This is a genomic window from Lacrimispora sp. (assembly GCF_047605665.1).
GTDB lineage: Bacteria > Bacillota > Clostridia > Lachnospirales > Lachnospiraceae > Lacrimispora.
The window spans coordinates 1-16,557 of the sequence record NZ_JASGFH010000030.1 but is presented as its reverse complement, the minus strand read 5'-3'; the positions used below and the strand labels follow the sequence as shown (position 1 = coordinate 16,557).

15 protein-coding genes, 1 tRNA gene and 1 pseudogene are annotated in these 16,557 nt (G+C 43.2%); 15 read left to right on the top strand and 2 right to left on the bottom strand.

Features of this window, described 5'->3' with window-relative positions:
* The first annotated feature begins 10 nt into the window (after positions 1-10).
* From QM657_RS18715 to QM657_RS18665, 11 genes are all read left to right on the top strand, one after another.
* On the top strand, positions 11-850 hold the full coding sequence (locus tag QM657_RS18715) for a class II fructose-bisphosphate aldolase (RefSeq protein WP_415068221.1): 840 nt from the start codon (positions 11-13) through the stop codon (positions 848-850).
* Positions 843-1,811, top strand: a complete 969-nt coding sequence (locus QM657_RS18710; protein WP_415068220.1) for a carbohydrate kinase family protein — start codon at positions 843-845, stop codon at positions 1,809-1,811. Before QM657_RS18715 ends, QM657_RS18710 begins: the two co-directional genes overlap by 8 nt.
* Before the next feature lie 40 nt (positions 1,812-1,851).
* Complete coding sequence (locus tag QM657_RS18705) at positions 1,852-2,844, top strand: aldo/keto reductase (protein WP_415068219.1); 993 nt, start codon at positions 1,852-1,854, stop codon at positions 2,842-2,844.
* 139 nt (positions 2,845-2,983) lie between these two features.
* A complete protein-coding gene (locus QM657_RS18700) occupies positions 2,984-3,742 on the top strand; it encodes a DeoR/GlpR family DNA-binding transcription regulator (RefSeq protein ID WP_415068218.1) in 759 nt (252 codons plus the stop codon).
* A gap of 80 nt (positions 3,743-3,822) precedes the next feature.
* The gene (locus QM657_RS18695; protein ID WP_415068217.1) at positions 3,823-5,157 is read left to right on the top strand and encodes an ABC transporter substrate-binding protein; all 1,335 of its coding nucleotides are present in this window, start codon (positions 3,823-3,825) and stop codon (positions 5,155-5,157) included.
* 15 nt (positions 5,158-5,172) lie between these two features.
* The gene (locus QM657_RS18690) at positions 5,173-6,024 is read left to right on the top strand and encodes a branched-chain amino acid ABC transporter permease (RefSeq protein WP_415068216.1); all 852 of its coding nucleotides are present in this window, start codon (positions 5,173-5,175) and stop codon (positions 6,022-6,024) included.
* A gap of 19 nt (positions 6,025-6,043) precedes the next feature.
* Positions 6,044-7,042, top strand: a complete 999-nt coding sequence (locus tag QM657_RS18685; protein WP_415068215.1) for a branched-chain amino acid ABC transporter permease — start codon at positions 6,044-6,046, stop codon at positions 7,040-7,042.
* Positions 7,042-7,764 carry an ABC transporter ATP-binding protein gene (locus QM657_RS18680; protein ID WP_415068214.1) on the top strand — a complete coding sequence of 241 codons (723 nt, stop codon included), beginning with the start codon at positions 7,042-7,044 and terminating at the stop codon, positions 7,762-7,764. Before QM657_RS18685 ends, QM657_RS18680 begins: the two co-directional genes overlap by 1 nt.
* Positions 7,765-7,788: 24 nt before the next feature.
* Positions 7,789-8,496 (top strand): ABC transporter ATP-binding protein, encoded by a 708-nt coding sequence (locus QM657_RS18675; RefSeq protein WP_415068213.1) that lies wholly within the window; start codon positions 7,789-7,791, stop codon positions 8,494-8,496.
* Positions 8,497-8,647: 151 nt separating this feature from the next.
* Positions 8,648-9,082 carry a hypothetical protein gene (locus tag QM657_RS18670; protein ID WP_415068212.1) on the top strand — a complete coding sequence of 145 codons (435 nt, stop codon included), beginning with the start codon at positions 8,648-8,650 and terminating at the stop codon, positions 9,080-9,082.
* A 187-nt stretch (positions 9,083-9,269) separates the two neighbouring features.
* Complete coding sequence (locus QM657_RS18665) at positions 9,270-10,175, top strand: metallophosphoesterase (protein WP_415068211.1); 906 nt, start codon at positions 9,270-9,272, stop codon at positions 10,173-10,175.
* 273 nt (positions 10,176-10,448) lie between these two features.
* On the opposite strand, the gene QM657_RS18660 is transcribed toward QM657_RS18665, so the two are convergent.
* Positions 10,449-10,522, bottom strand: a tRNA-Pro gene (locus QM657_RS18660).
* A gap of 129 nt (positions 10,523-10,651) precedes the next feature.
* Here QM657_RS18660 and QM657_RS18655 point away from each other — a divergent pair.
* The 3 genes from QM657_RS18655 to QM657_RS18645 are packed head-to-tail and all read left to right on the top strand — an operon-like array spanning position 10,652 to position 14,690.
* Complete coding sequence (locus QM657_RS18655; protein ID WP_415068210.1) at positions 10,652-11,434, top strand: Cof-type HAD-IIB family hydrolase; 783 nt, start codon at positions 10,652-10,654, stop codon at positions 11,432-11,434.
* Positions 11,435-11,472: 38 nt separating this feature from the next.
* Positions 11,473-12,906: a dihydrolipoyl dehydrogenase gene (lpdA, locus tag QM657_RS18650; protein WP_415068209.1), complete on the top strand. Its 1,434-nt coding sequence runs from the start codon at positions 11,473-11,475 to the stop codon at positions 12,904-12,906.
* The gene (locus QM657_RS18645) at positions 12,903-14,690 is read left to right on the top strand and encodes an aminopeptidase P family protein (protein ID WP_415068208.1); all 1,788 of its coding nucleotides are present in this window, start codon (positions 12,903-12,905) and stop codon (positions 14,688-14,690) included. The genes lpdA and QM657_RS18645 overlap by 4 nt, the downstream gene beginning before the upstream one ends.
* Before the next feature lie 310 nt (positions 14,691-15,000).
* On the opposite strand, the gene QM657_RS18640 is transcribed toward QM657_RS18645, so the two are convergent.
* Positions 15,001-15,570 carry a prolyl-tRNA synthetase associated domain-containing protein gene (locus tag QM657_RS18640; RefSeq protein ID WP_415068207.1) on the bottom strand — a complete coding sequence of 190 codons (570 nt, stop codon included), beginning with the start codon at positions 15,568-15,570 and terminating at the stop codon, positions 15,001-15,003.
* A 269-nt stretch (positions 15,571-15,839) separates the two neighbouring features.
* Between QM657_RS18640 and QM657_RS18635 the strand changes: the two are divergent.
* Positions 15,840-16,557, top strand: a pseudogene (locus QM657_RS18635) (hypothetical protein); the annotation flags it as partial.

Sequence of the window (16,557 nt, the reverse complement as noted above, 5' to 3'; positions counted from 1 at the left end):
GGAGAAAATTATGATTTCAGATATCAGATATTGGGAAAAGAAAGCGAAAGACGGACATTATGCAATTCCTCATTTTAACGTATGGAATGCAGAAATGTTAATGGGAGTCATTGATGCGGCGGAAGAGCTTCGGGCTCCGATCATCATCTCCTTTGGTACAGGATTTACAGGAAATACTTCCTTTGAAGATTACTGCTACATGATGGAATCCATGGCAAAAAAAGCGACTGTTCCTGTCATTCTTCACTGGGATCATGGCCGTAACATGACAATTCTTCAAAATGCAGTGGATCACTGCATGAATTCTGTTATGCGTGATGCTTCCGCTCTTCCTTATGAGGAAAATGTGGCGGAGATCAAAAGATGTGTAGATTATTTCCACGCATACAACATTCCCGTAGAAGCAGAACTGGGACATGTGGGAAATGAAACGGTTTATGAAGAAGCGCTGTCAGACTACCACTATACGGACCCAAAACAGGCAAGAGATTTTGTGGAAAGAACCGGCTGTGATTCTTTGGCAGTAGCCATCGGAAATGTACACGGAGTATATACTTCTGAGCCAAAACTTGCCTTTGATATTTTAGAGGAAGTGGCAAATACTGTCGATGTGCCTATCGTACTTCACGGAGCTTCCGGTATCGGTGATGAAGATATCAAGAAAGCGATCTCTCTTGGTATTTCCAAGATCAACATTCATACAGAGCTTTGCCAGGCTGCTATGGAAGCGATCAATGAGCATAAGGATGAACCGTTTCTGGCTGTAGAGCGCGCCGTGCGCGCAGCAGTGAAAAAACGTGCCATGAGTAAGATCAAATTATTCGGAGATGACGGAAGGGCTGATGAATAAAGTGGGGAAAGAAATAGATGTAATCATTATTGGAGCGGCAATCGTAGATTTGCCACTGAGACCGGTCAGCAAAGAAGTCTTTGATGTTGCATCTTATCCGGTAGACGGCATTGCCATGACCATTGGGGGAGACGCATTAAACGAATCCACAATCATCACCAGACTGGGACATAATGTTGCTTTGATGAGCTGTATCGGCGTTGATGTGCCGGGAGCCTTTGTTCTTGATCACTGTAAAAGAAATCATATTGATACCACTTACATAAAGCAGGACCCCAGCCTTGATACTTCTATCAACGTTGCTCTGGTAGCTGCCGACGGAGAGCGTACCTTCATAACAAACCGTCAGGGAAGTCTGTGGAAATTCAAATACGATGATCTGGATATGTCAGCGTTAAAGGATGCAAAGATTCTTTCTTTTGCCAGCATTTTCAACAACCCCTTATTTGACAATCAGGCAATGGTCTCTGTTTTTAAAAAGGCAAAAGAGGAAGGCATGATGATCTGTGCGGACATGATCAATCCCCGGCTGAATGAGAAGATTGATGACATTGCAGAGGCTTTAAGTTATGTGGATTTCTTCTTTCCCAACTTTGAAGAAGCCAGTGCGCTGACAGGGGAAACCAGGGAAGAAAAGGTTGCCGACAAGCTGTATGGTTACGGCATAAAAAATGTCATTATGAAAATCGGCAGGAGAGGCTGTTATATCCGAAATTCTGAGGGTTCTATGATCGTCCCTGCCTGCAAAGGCGTGACGGCAATCGATACCATCGGAGCCGGCGATAATTTTGCTTCCGGTTTCATTACCGGTTTGCTGGAAGGTAAAGACATCCGGGAATGCGCAGTCTATGCAAACTGCACAGCAGCAGTTTCGGTTCAGTACGTGGGTGCAACCGGCGGCGTAACAGACAAAAAGATCGTAGATGAAATGCTGGCAAAGTACCGCAAGGACTATCAGTAACTTCCTTTAATTGAATGGATTAAGAAAGGGATATGGCAATATGAAAACAATGAAACTTGGTAAGACAGGAATAGATATCTCAAGAATCGGCCTGGGCACATGGTCCATCGGCGGCGGCTCTGCCTGGGGCGGGGATCACGACCTTCAGGAAGTGGTGAACACCATCCGGGAAGCCCCCAAAGCAGGCGTAAACTTAATTGACACTGCACCGGGGTATAACTTCGGTAACAGTGAAAAAATCCTTGGAAAAGCATTGGAAGGAATGAAACGTGAAGATGTTGTAATCATCACCAAATGCGGAGTGACCTGGGATCAGGAAATGAAGGGCGATCTGTTCAATGTTGTAAATGGGATTCAGTTATACAAAAACTTAAATACAGCATCTGTGAAAAAAGAAATCCAAGAATCTTTGGAGCGCCTGGGAACCGATTATGTAGATGTATACATGACACATTGGCAGGCAATCGAAGGAACTGAGTACTTTGTGCCCATCCAAAAGACCATGGACTTGTTAAATGAGTTAAAAGCACAGGGTAAGATCAAGGCCATCGGTGCTGCCAATGTGGATATTCATCACATTGAGGAGTACTTAAAATGGGGTCAGCTTGACATTGTACAGGCTAAATACTCTATTTTGGACCGTGACATTGAAAAGGAGATCATTCCCTGCTGCCGTGAAAACGGAGTTACCATTCAGGCGTATTCACCCCTGGAAATGGGTCTGTTATCAGGAACCATGCCAAGAGATTATAAGCCGGTAGGCGCTCAGATTCCAAAGAAATGGTTCCAGCCGGAGAATATGCAAAAGGCTATGGATATGATGGATCAGTGGAAACCTCTTTGTGAAAAGTATGACTGTACCGTTGCAAACCTGGCCCTGGGATGGATTCTCGCACAGGGAGATTTCTTAAATCTATTAAGCGGAGCTACTACCGTGGCGCAGATTGAAGAAAATGTAAAATCAGCGGAGATTGAATTGGACCCGGCTGATGTACAGTATATGCGTGAACTCGCAGAAGGCCTGGAAAAGTAAAAAACAAGATGAAAAGCCCCTCGAATTATTGGAAATATGTAGAAAATGTTGAAAAAAAAGAAAAACCTATTTAAAACAACATTTTTGTGTGGTATTATAGAGGCATGTTTACAAATAAAGACGAGGAGCGAGTATGTAAATGGCGGCAAAAGATAGATTAATAGCAATAAAAGAAAAATTAAGAGCAGAGAATAAAGTTGTAGTTTCTGAATTAAGTAATCAATTTCAAGTAACGGAAGAGACTATCCGGCGGGATTTGGATAAGCTGGAGAGCGAAGGTGTTCTCACCAGAACCTTTGGAGGCGCAGTATTAAATCATGGGACTCACGGGGAAGGGATACACTTTTATCGGCGTGCAGCAATTCATCTTACGGAGAAAAAGAAGATGGCAAAAGCATTTGCTGATATTCTTGCCACCAAATTTACCATTGCTGCTGATGCCAGCAGCACAGTTATGGAGGCTCTGAAATTACTTCCTGACAGCAGTGACGTTACCGTACTGACAACATCCACAGAGGTATTTCGTGGATTGGCCCATACAAATATCAACGTGATTTCCACAGGAGGAATCTATAATAAGAATTCACTTTCCTTAAGAGGACAGATTGCAATGGATAACATCAGAAAGTATCATGTGGATATTCTTCTGATCAGTTGCAAGGGTGTTGACCTGGAAATGGGAGTGACGGATTCCAATGAGGGAGAAGCGATTATTAAGAAGGTTATGGTAGAACAGGCATCAGAAGTTGCATTATTTGCGGATCACTTTAAGATGAATAAGACTGCTTTTACTCATTTCCTCGATTTGAGCCAGATTGATTATTTGATTACAGACCAGAAACCGGATGAAGAATGGATTCGTTTCTGTGAGGAAAACCATATACAGCTTGTTTATTAATTCGTGTCACTGGATGAGAGCTCTTACGGATGTTGCAAGAGCTCTTTTCTTTTTATCAATATCATAATGGGGTGACAAAGATGAAACAAAAGTTGGGATTTTTTTTAAAGTATTTTGGGGCGGTTCTCTTTCTGGCGGTATTGATAGGCGGATGTGCAGGAACTCAGAAGCCGGTGCAGGAAGGGGAAAATGGCAGTGACGGGCAGGTAACAGAAGCTCCCGGAAAAAACAATCAGGACACAGTAAAAATCGGGGTATTACTTCCTATGAGCGGAGCCCAGTCAAAAGCAGGAGCAGAAGTAAGGGCGGCCATGACCATGTTTGCGGATATTATCAATGAAAGCAGAAGTGATATTGATATACCGCTGGCTCAGTCAGAAGGCCTTCCCAATCTGGGCGGGAAAAAGGTGGAGCTGGTATTTGGCGACTTGAAAACAGTTGACACGGCATTGTCGGAAGCGGAACGTCTGATCACCTCAGAAGGAGCAGTGGGGATTGTAGGACTGTTCAGCAGCGCCAATACTAAGACCGCGGCAGTGGCCACAGAAAAATACGGTGTTCCTTTGATTTCAGAAGGAACCTCACCTTCATTGACACAAAAAGGGTACGAATATTTTTTCCGTCTGTTCCCTGACGATACCATATACGTGGAGGATACGTATCAGTACTTAATGGAATTAAATGAAACACAGAACGCCAATATCAAGACCGTGGCCTTTGTTTCAGAGGATACAGAATTTGGAAAGAACATCGCAAACGTGCAAAAAAAGTGTGCTGAGAAATACGGGTTTGAGATTGTGGAAAATATCACTTACAGTTCCAATGCCACCAATCTGATCAGCGAATCCTTGAAATTAAAGAAATCAAATCCAGATGTGGTCATGATGTCCTCCTATATTTCGGATGTTATTTTATATATAAAAACCTTCAAACAGCTTAATTATATGCCAAAGATGATCATGGGACAGCGGGGCGGTTTCATGCAGAGTGAGCTCTTTACTGCCTTGGGGGAAGATGCAGAAGGCTTATGTTCCACCAGCGCATGGGCTTTGGATTTACAGATTCCGCTGGTGAAACAGATCGGTGATCTGTACCGGAAAGAGTATTCCAATGGGGTGGATTTGATTCCGGATGTGTTAAAATGCGGAACTGATCTTTATATCCTGTGTCTTGCCATCGATCAGGCAGGCTCCACAGATGCAGATGCCATTAAAGAGGCTATGTACAATCTGGATTATCCCACGGATAAGCTGTTTATTGCGGGAACGGGGTTTGAATTTAATGAGGCTGGGCAGAATGTGGCATCCACTTCTTTGATCTGCCAGATTAAGGACGGAAAGTACCAGACCGTTTATCCTAGTGAAGCCAGGGCTTATGAGGGATTGTATCCGCTGCCGCTATGGGATGAAAGATAAGGAGGAAAAGGTATTATGGTAATTCAATGTATTTTTGAGGGACTGGTCATTGGTTCCATACTGGCGCTGATCGCAATGGGTATTGCGCTGGTCTGGGGAGTCATGAATGTACTGAGCTTTTCCCAGGGAGAATTTTTGATGATAGGTATGTATATTACCTTCTTTTTAAATCAAAAGTTTGGCCTGGACCCTATTTTTTCCATTCCCCTTGCAGCCGTTGCCATGTTTATTGTGGGAGTGCTCATTTACAAGAGTTTGATACAAAGGGCACTAAAGGGGCCGGTTCTGTCCCAGCGTCTCGTTACCTTTGCCTTGAGTATGGTGCTGGTAAACGGTATGCTTATGCTGGCCACCAGTGAATTTCGAACCATTCCAAAAGTTCTGTTTACAGGAACCATTGATTTTGGATTTTTAGTAATCAGCAAGGAAAAGCTGGTGCCCCTGATCGTTTCTATAATCGTTACCCTGCTGCTCTTCCTTTTTATGAACCGGACGAAAACGGGAAAAGGAATCCGGGCCACTTCCATGGATAAAAATGCCGCAGAACTGGTGGGAATCAATATTGAGTTTTCCTATACACTGGCCTTTGGAATTGCAAGCGCCATCGCAGGTGTAGCTGGATGCGTTCTTTCCTATTACTATTATATAACCCCGACTTCCGGTTCTTCTTTCCTGCTGTTTGGATTGATTGCCGTTGCCCTTGGGGGATTTGGCAGTATTTTTGGGGCTTACGTAGGCGGAATCCTGATGGGACTCGTGGATGTATTTGCAGGCGTTTATGTCAACACTGCTTTTAAATATGTGGCAGTCTGTATTTTATTCATGCTGGTAGTTTCTTTCAGACCGAAAGGATTGTTTGGTAAATAGCAGAGGAGAAGGAGGAAAAATGAAGAATTTTATATATTCAAATAGTCAGTTTATGGTAAGATTTTTAATCGGCTTATTGGCAGCCGCCCTGCTCCCGCTCTTTATAAAGACACCTTTTGCAGTTCATGTTATGATCCTGATTTGTATCTGGGCCATTTTGGGAATGGGATGGAATTTTATCGGCGGATATGCAGGACAGGTTTCCAACGGACATGCCCTGTTTTATGGAATTGGAGCATACTCCTGTGCCATTGGAATGAAAGCTTTTGGTGCCACTCCCTGGGTTACCATGTGGATTGGGGTTGCAATTTCTGTAGGCCTGGCTTTTATTCTGGGAGCATCCCTGCTCCGGTTAAAAGGGCATTACTTTGCGGTGGCCACCATGGCAATCGGAGAAAGCGGACGTATTATATTTTTGAACTGGAGTGCTGTGGGAGGCGCTACAGGCGTTGATTTTCTGGAAAAGACAAAACCCGCCTGGTATACCATGCAGTTCATCTCAAAATATCCCTATTACTACATATATTTAATCTTTGTAGCTATCATTTTGATGCTTACAAAAGTATTAGATAAGTCCAAATTCGGATATTATTTAAGAGCCATCAAAGCCAATGAAGAGTCTGCTCAAAGTGTAGGAATCAACACCTCCCGCTATAAAATGCTGGCATTTATGCTCAGCGCAGGGGTAGTCAGTCTGGCTGGCAGTCTGTATGCCAACTACCTGCAATATATTGACCCTCTCGTGGTGATGCCTCTCAATGTGTCTCTCATGATCTGTCTGGTTGCCGTTATGGGCGGTATCGGAACGGTGATCGGGCCCATTATAGGAGCCATTGTGCTGACTGTGATTTCAGAATATACAAGGGCTGCCTTTTCTTCCATCAGGGGATTTGATCTGTTCTTATACGGTACTTTGGTTATTTTGATCGTTATATTTTTGCCAAATGGGCTGGTTTCCCTGTTTAAACGGAAAAAGCCAAAGGTTTTGACACCTCTGGAAATGGAGGGAAAAATATAATGAAAACCATATTGGAAATAAAAAATGCCACAAAAAAATTCGGCGGACTGGTTGCCAATGAAGATGTGAGTTTTTCTGTACAAGAGGGAGAAATTGTCGGTGTGGTAGGTCCCAATGGGGCTGGAAAGACTACTTTATTTAATTCCATCAGCGGAGCCCACTCCTTGACCTCAGGAAATATTATTTTTAACGGCATTGATATCACAAAGAAAAAATCGTATAAAATATGCAAATTGGGAGTGGGAAGAACCTTTCAGATTCCTCAGTCCTTAAATGACATGACAGTTTTGGACAATGTATTGGTGGCATCCCTTAACAGGTTCAAAACGGTGGAAGATGCCAAAGCCCACACGGAAAAAGTGATCGCCATGTGCGGACTGGCTGCCTTTATTTATATGAATGCAGGCGACTTAAATGTCATGCAGAAAAAAAGGCTGGAGATTGCAAGGGCGCTGGCCACTCAGCCAACTCTCTTATTATTGGATGAAACCATGGCCGGTTTAAGCGGCGTGGAGCGGAAAGAAGCCATTAACTTAATCCGGCGGATTCGGACTTCAGGAATTTCCATCTTGATGATTGAGCATGTCATGGAAGTGGTCATGAGTGTTTCAGACCGGGTGATCGTTCTGACCTCAGGGAAACTGCTGGCAGAAGGAACACCGGAAGAAGTGACTGGAAATCCGGAAGTAATACAGGCCTATTTGGGCGGAAAGACCATTTAAACGATTTGCAAAGGAGGCAGACGTATGCTATCAGTGAAGAATCTGTGTGCGGGATATGATGGAACTCCCATTATCAGCAACTTGTCTTTTCAAGTAGAAGAAGGGAAGATCGTCGCCTTATTAGGCTCAAACGGAGCAGGAAAAACAACGGCTTTACGCAGTGTTGTGGGAAAGCTGAAACCTACGTCCGGAGATATCCTGTATCAGGGAAAATCTATTTTGAATGTTCCTGCCCACAAAATGGTGGAACTGGGGATTGCCATGGTGCCGGAAGGCAGGCTTTTATTCGGCAAGATGTCCGTGGCAGATAATCTGCATATGGGCGCCTACCGTATCAAAGACAAGAAAAAGATTCAGACACGGCTGGAAGAAATCTATGAGATTTTTCCCAGAGTAAAAGAAAGGGAACATCAGCTTGCAGAAACTTTGTCAGGAGGAGAACAGCAGATGGTAGCCATCGCCAGGGGACTGATGAGCCAGCCTAAGCTGCTGATTTTAGACGAACCCTCGCTGGGTCTCGCTCCTAAGCTGGTGGGGGAGATGTTTGAATTCATAAAGAAGATTAATCAAATGGGACTGACCATTATTATCGTAGAGCAAAATGCCACAGATACCCTGCAGTTTTCGGATTATGCATATCTCATTAACCACGGTGAAAATGTGCTGGAGGGAACGGGAATGGAACTGCTCCATGATGAAAAGGTGAAGGAAATTTATTTGGGAATCAATTAAAAAAATGCCGTTTCTGTCTGACACTTATGTAATGTGGGACAGGAACGGCTTTTTTATAGAATATCCGCAATATCTAAAGTTATATTCGGATATAAGGGACAGAAATAGATATACTTATTTTATACTATAAAATAAGGAGCTGGGTGATATTATGATAGAGGCAGATACTATAAAGCTATTACGTGAGTGCGACGCAGGGATAAAAATGGGGATCAAATCGATTGATGAGGTGTTGGAATATGTTTCTGATAACAATTTAAAAACGTATCTGATTGATTGCAAAAATAACCATGAAGAATTAGATGAGGAAATTCATTCCCTTTTAAATGAATTTCACGACGATGGGAAGGCACCTAACCCAATGGCTAAAAGCATGGCGTGGATAAAAACAAATGTTAAGTTAGTTATGAATGACTCTGATCAAACCATTGCTGATTTGATAACGGATGGTTGTAATATGGGTATAAAATCGCTTAACAAATATCTAAACCAGTATAAAGCGGCCGACGAAAAATCTAAAGATATTACAAAGCGGCTTATTGGACTTGAGAAAAAGCTGGTTGAGAACATGTGTCAATTTTTATGAGCAGGTGTCAAATATGTGATGCAGATCAATGGCTGTATGTATTAATTCGTATTGAAGAACTGTTTTATATGAGAGACCGCCCAATAGCCTTTAGCTTGCTAAAGAATCATTGATGATAGTAAACATTTATATATGGTATAAATTTGAGAATAAGTTAAATACTATATAAAAAAGTGTATTTGGAGCAATGATGAGAGTAAATAAAAGACTGACCAGGGCATTTAAAAATGCTGCAAACATATCAATTGATGAAAATTCTAAATTTATATTTTTCAGTGATTGCCACAGAGAAGATGATAGTGTATCTGATATGTTTATCAGAAATCAGTCCGTATTTTTGCATGCTCTGAATTATTATAATAAAGAAGATTATGTCTATGTTGAGGTAGGCGATGGCGATGAACTATGGGAATATAAGAATTTCAGTGTTATTCGTCTTGCGCACACAGATGTATTTACTGTAATGAAAAAGTTTTATGATTCCGGAAGGTTTATTATGCTATATGGCAATCATAATATTTATCTGCGGTCAAAACGTTTTGTTAAAGCAAATTATTATCAATATTACGATGAATACAATCAAAAAACTGAAGATTTGTTCAAAGGATTAGAACCAAAGGAGGCTTTGGTTCTTAATTATAAAAACAGCAGACAGAAGATATTTGTTCTTCATGGACATCAGGGAGATATTATGAATGATCAGCTATGGTTCCTGTCCATGGCGTTACTTCGCTACTTATGGAGATATCTTCATCTTGTGGGTTTTGATAATCCCACAAGTCCTGCCCGTAATTTATATAAAAGGCATAAGATAGAACGGATATATAGTGAATGGTTAAAAAAGAAAAAGACTATGATGATTTGCGGACATACTCATAGACCTAAATTTCCAAAAGCAAACGAACTTCCATATTTTAATACAGGCTGTTGTATTCGAACACGAGGGGTATCAGGAATTGAGATAATAAATGGTGAAATTTTATTGGTTGACTGGAGAGTGGCCGCCGATGAAAAAGGAGGACTCCAGATCCTTCGTACTGTGACCAGAGGGCCAGAACCAATTGAAAAGTATGATAGATGTTGTAAAAAGTAAATATCGGATACCAGAGCAGTTTAGATAGCTGGAGAGTAAGAGCAGTTAATATAAAGATGATAGGTTATTTACTATCGTCTTTTTCTTTACCATTATGTTCGTGATTAAAACAGACGTTGGCCTGGTCATATTATGACATCTAAGTAAAGGAACTGTCCATATTTCATACAAATAAGAATTGTCCGCCAGTGCCAACCAAAATGGAGCTTTATAATCAGAAAATAAAAAAGCTGGAAGCTCAGTAAAAATAAGGCTTCCAGCGTATTAAATTCATCGGAGTAACAGGATTTGAACCTGCGACCTCTCGGCCCCCAGCCGAGCGCGCTACCAAGCTACGCCATACTCCGTTTATCTCACACGAATGATATTATAGCAGAAAGTTTTGGATTGGTAAAGTATATTTGTTGAAAAATTTTAAAATATAGGATATTATGGTAAAGACAAGTTTATTTTGAGCAGAAAATAGGTGAAAATAGATGAAACCAATTGTGAGCTTTGATGTGGATATGACTCTGCTGGATCATAAGGATTGGAGCATTCCGGCCAGCGCTTTGGAGACAATAGAAAAGCTGCGGGAGAACCATATTATCGTTATAGCGACAGGCCGGGATATGGATTCCATATACAGCACAGAAATCCGGGATGCGGTAAGGCCTGATGCCATCATTCATCTCAATGGAACCAAGGTAACGGTAGGGGATAAGGTCCTCTATGAGCACGTATTTGACAAGCAGCTTTTAAAGGAAATCCTGGCTTATGTGAAAGACACCCCCTACAGCGTTGGGGCCACCATTGATGACAGAGATTATTACATCAATCCGGAGGTTATTGTAAGTCATGAAACAAAGCTGTGGGGAGAATGCGGAAGAATCTTTGATGATCCGGGGAAACTGACGGAACTGGACGTCAGGACCATGGCCTACATCGGGAATGAGCACGGAGCAAGGACCATGGAGGAACAGTTTCCTGAAATCCAGGTACATATGTTTGCGGATAAAAGAGGGGCTGATATAGTGGAACGGAAGGCTTCCAAGGCCATGGGGCTTGTAAGGCTCTGCGAATATTATCAGGTGCCTCTTTCTGAAACGGCGGCATTCGGAGACAGCATGAACGATTATGATATTGTGAAAATGGCCGGAAAAGGGATTGCCATGGGAAATGCCATGGAGGAATTAAAACGGGCGGCGGATTATGTGACGGATGCCATTGACCGGGATGGGATTAAAAATGCCTGTCTGCATTTTGGCATGATCCATTAGAAAAAGGCCAAAGCCCAGGAGAAACGGGGAGGAGTCAAATGGCAAAGCATTATGATTTAATTGTGATCGGCGGAGGGCCGGGCGGATATACTGCGGCTTTAAGGGCAGCAGGTCTTGGTCTTCGGACCGCCATTGTGGAAAAGGAAAAGCTGGGAGGAACCTGTGTCAATAAGGGCTGCATTCCTGCAAAGGCTCTGCTTCATGCCTCCAGCATTTTTGAGACGCTTCAAAACAGTGATGAATTCGGAGTGTCCACAGATTTTATTTCCTTTGATTTTAAAAAGATGCAGCATTACAAAAAACGGTCTGTCAAGGCATACCGGAATGAGATAAAAGAGCTTATAGAGACTGCCGGGATACAGGTTATTTACGGAACAGCCACCATACGCCGGGGGCATACTGTTGAGGTAAACAGCCCTGAAGGAAAGGATTATTACGAAGCGGACAATATCATCATTGCCACAGGGGCAAAGCCGGTGGTTCCAAATATACCGGGAGCAGACCTTCCGGGAGTGCTGACCAGTGACCGCCTTTTGACTTCGGAGGTCTGGAATTATGACCGCCTTACCATCATTGGCGGAGGTGTGATCGGGGTGGAGTTTGCCACGATTTTTAATGCCCTCTGTTCCAATGTGACCATATTGGAAAGAGGACGGCATCTGCTGGACCCCATGGACGGAGAGGTGTCCCAGGCTTTGGAGGGTGAACTGCGCAGAAAGGGAATCTCCGTATTCTGCAATACTGTGATTAAGGAAATACGGGAGGACGCAAATCAGGGATTAGTATGCGTGTTTACCATGAATGGGGAGGAACAGACGCTCCGCTCCGGCCAGATCGTCATAGCTGCGGGCCGGACTCCTTATATGGAAGAACTCATTGGCCCTGACGTGGATTTTGAAATGGAAAACGGACATTTAAAGGTGGATTCTGATTTCTGCACCAGTGAGCCGGGAATTTATGCCATAGGCGATGTGGCGGACCGTAAAAAACTGGCCCATGTGGCTGCGGCCCAGGGCACTTATGTTGTGGAAAAAATAGCGGGGGTGAAACATACCATCCGTCTTTGTGTGGTGCCAAAGGGCATGTTTGTAGAGCTTCCGGTGATTCCGGGCTGCATTTACACGGAACCGGAAGTCGCTTCTGTGGGCCTTACAAAAGAGGCCGCCAGCGCCTGCAATATGAAAGTTGGCTGCGGCCGTTATTTAATGAGCGGAAATGGGAAGTCTATTATTACCAGAGAACAGAGCGGTTTTATTCATCTCGTCTTTGAGGAGTACTCCGGAACTCTGGTAGGCGCCCAGATCATGTGCCCAAGGGCTACCGATATGATCAGCGAGATGGCTACTGCCATTGCAAACGGGCTCACCGCAGAGCAGCTCATGCTTGCCATGCGGGCTCATCCGACTTATAGCGAAGGAATTACAGAAGCCATACAAAATTATTTAGAAACCAAAGGAGAAATCAAGGAATGATTCAGGACAGATTGGAACAGCTCAGAAGCCTGATGGCAGAGCGCCATATAGATGCTTATATGATCCCTACTTCAGATTTTCATGAATCTGAGTATGTGGGAGCTTATTTTAAATGCAGGGAGTTTGTGACGGGATTTACCGGCTCCGCAGGAACAGCCGTTATTACGAAAGAAGAAGCAGGATTGTGGACGGACGGACGTTACTTTGTCCAGGCGGGGAAACAGCTTGACAGTTCGGGGGTTACCCTTCAGAAAATGGGGCAGCCAGGGGTTCCTTCCGTTGAGGAATATTTAGAGCGGGTTCTGCCGGAAGGCGGGCGCCTGGGCTTTGACGGACGGGTGGTAAACTGCCAGATGGGTCAGGCTTTGGAAGCGTTATTGGAGGAGAAGAATGTAACTCTGTCCTGTCAGGAGGATCTGGTGGATATTATATGGAAGGACCGCCCTTCTCTGTCAGCCCAGCCGGCCTGGATTCTGGAAGAAAAGTATGCAGGGAAACCGTCTGCGGAGAAGATAGAAGATTTGAGAGCTCAGATGAAGAAGGAAAAGGCTGCGGTTCATATTCTCACTACGCTTGATGACATTGCATGGCTGTTGAATATCCGGGGAAATGATGTGGAGTGTAATCCGGTGGTATTGTCTTATGCCATGGTGACACTGGAGCGGTTTTACTTATTTGTCAATGAACAGGTGTTAAAGGATGAAGTAAAGCTTTACTTGAAGGGATTAGGGGTTACGGTCCGCCCATATAATGATATTTATACGGCAGCAGGACAGTTGAGAGGACAGAAGGTTCTTTTGGAAACCGGCAAGATCAATTATGCCATTTATAAGAGCATTGACGATACCAACAAGATTATCGATAAGATGAATCCCACCGTTATGGCAAAGGCCATGAAAAATCCGGTGGAAATTGAAAATATGAGAAATGCCCATAAAAAAGACGGGGCAGCTATGGTGAAGTTTATTTACTGGCTGAAAAACAATGTGGGCAGGGAAAACATCACTGAGGTCAGCGCTCAGGAGCATTTAGACAGGCTGCGTTCGGAGCAGGAAGGGAATTTGGGAATCAGCTTTGATACCATCTCTGCCTATGGAGCCAATGCCGCGATGTGCCATTATAAGGCTGATAAATCAAATGATACAAAGCTGGAGCCAAGGGGGCTTTACCTGGTGGATTCCGGCGGACAGTATTATGAGGGAACGACTGATGTGACAAGAACGGTTGCTTTGGGGCGGCTGACAGAGGAAGAACGGGAGCATTTTACACTGACAGTGATCAGCATGCTGCGTTTGGGAGCGGTGAAGTTTCTGTATGGATGCAGAGGTCTTACTCTGGATTATGTGGCCAGGGAGCCGTTTTGGAGCAGGGGAATCAACTTTGACCATGGAACAGGCCATGGAATCGGGTATCTGCTGAATGTTCATGAGAGGCCCAATGGAATACGCTGGCGCATGGTTCCGGAGCGGCAGGATAGCTGCGTTCTGGAGGAAGGCATGATCACATCGGACGAGCCGGGAGTGTATATTGAGGGCAGTCATGGAGCTCGTACTGAAAATCTGATTGTGTGTAAGAAAGCAGAAGCAAATGAGTATGGGCAGTTCATGGAGTTTGAGTTTTTGACCATGGTTCCTATCGATCTGGAGGCCCTTGATAGGTCTGTTATGACGGATAGGGATGTGGAGTTATTGAATGATTATCATAAGGCAGTTTATGAAAACCTTTCTCCTTATCTTTCTCAGGAAGAGGATTTGTGGCTGAAGGAAAATACTAGGGCAATTTAGGGGATGGAAACAGGCAGAACTGGAGTGTGTGGGTTCTGCCTGTTTTTTTGCTTGTAGAGGGGGGAGCGGTTTTGGGGTGTGGTGTGGTTTGTATCTCCGGAACAATACATGCTAAAAACACTGAAATTTTGAGATAATATGCATTTTTATAATATTTCAAATACTCGAAGTAATTACGCATTCAAAACAATCGTATGTTTAAAGCAGCTACACGCTCAAAACTATGTTGGCCTGGAGTATACTGCCCTGGAGATATATTGCCCTGAGCCTATATTGCTTTGAGCATAGCAGAAAGGCATTACTCTCAGGATTATGAAAGATCAACCAGAGTGTAGTCATATCCGATGGCGGGGAGGATACTGTCTATAAGATATCTGGTTTTAAACTTTATGCTGGAGGTATTGATACAGGGATGACAGCCAAAAAATTCGTGAGAAAGGACATCTTTGTCAATCAGCAGTCTGATTTGATGATCTTTATCATTCATAAGTCCCAGTACAGAAACAGAGCCAGGTGTAATATCTAAATACTTTTCCATGAATTCCGGTTCTGCAAAGGAAAGTCTGGCAGAGCCGATTTGTTTTGAAAGTACGGCAGTGCGGAACTTTTTCTGGCCGGGCATCAGGAGAAGATAGAAGTCGGTTTTTTGGGCATTTCGAAGAAATAAATTCTTGCATATATCAATTTCCAACAACTCATCAACTTCCTTACATGCTTCCATGGAAGGGAGGGCATCGTGGTCCAGTCTCACATAGGGGATATCAAGCCTGTCCAGCAGGTCGTAAGCTCTGATTTCCTTGGGAAGCCGCTCAGAGACATCCAAAGGACGCCCGGAGTAAATGGTCTTGTCTAAGTAGAAGGTGTTTTGTTCGGTATTCATGATGTTAAACTTCCTTTTGTTCTTTTTAGGATGTATTATAGCTGAGTTGTGGGAGATTGCAAGGGTTTTTAAGGAAAAGAGCGGGATTGTGGGTTTTTTAAAGGATTGTGGGGAAATGGTGCGGTGTTTGGGGAGGGAAGAGAAATTTTGTGGTTTTCTGGGGGATAATGTATTATAATAGCTGTGAATATGGAATTGGTGGACAGGCGGCAGACTGGTTTGGATGGGAAATTGTTTTGGTGGAATGCCGTTTGTTTTTATGAGATAGGATGAAAAATTATGATGGAAAAGGATGGAGAGAGTTTATGATAGATAACAGGATAAAAAAAGAGAGGTTTCGTGATGATTGGAAGGGGAATAAAAGTGGTGAGGGGAAGCAGGAGAAAGGGAATGGAGGTAAGAAAAATGTTATGAAAGATAGTGCGAAAAAAGATGTGAAAAATAGTGAGAGAAACGGTGTAAAAGATAGTGTGAGGGACGGAGCAAAAGGCAGTACTAAAAACAATATGAGATATGAGGCGAAAGGTAATACGAAAAACAGTGTAAGAGATGGTGGAAAAGACAGTATAAGAGAAGGTTCAAAAGGCAGCACGAAAAACAATATGAGATATGGGGCGAAAGATAGTACGAAAAATAGTGTAAGAGATGGTGTAAAAGACAGTACAAGAGAAGGTTTGAAAAACGGCACGAAAAACAATATAAGATATGGGGCGAAAGATAATACGAAAAATAGTGCAAGAGATGGTGTAAAGGACAGTACAAGAGAAGATTTGAAAAACGGCACGAAAAACAATATAAGATATGGGGCGAAAGATAATGCGAAAAATGGTGTAAGGGATGGTGTAAAAGATAGTACAAGAGAAGGTTCAAAAAGCAGCACGAAAAACAATATAAGATATGGGGCGAAAGATAATACCAAAAATGGTGCAAGAGATGGTGTAAAAGATAGTACAAGAGAAGGTTCAAAAAGCAGCACGAAAAACAATA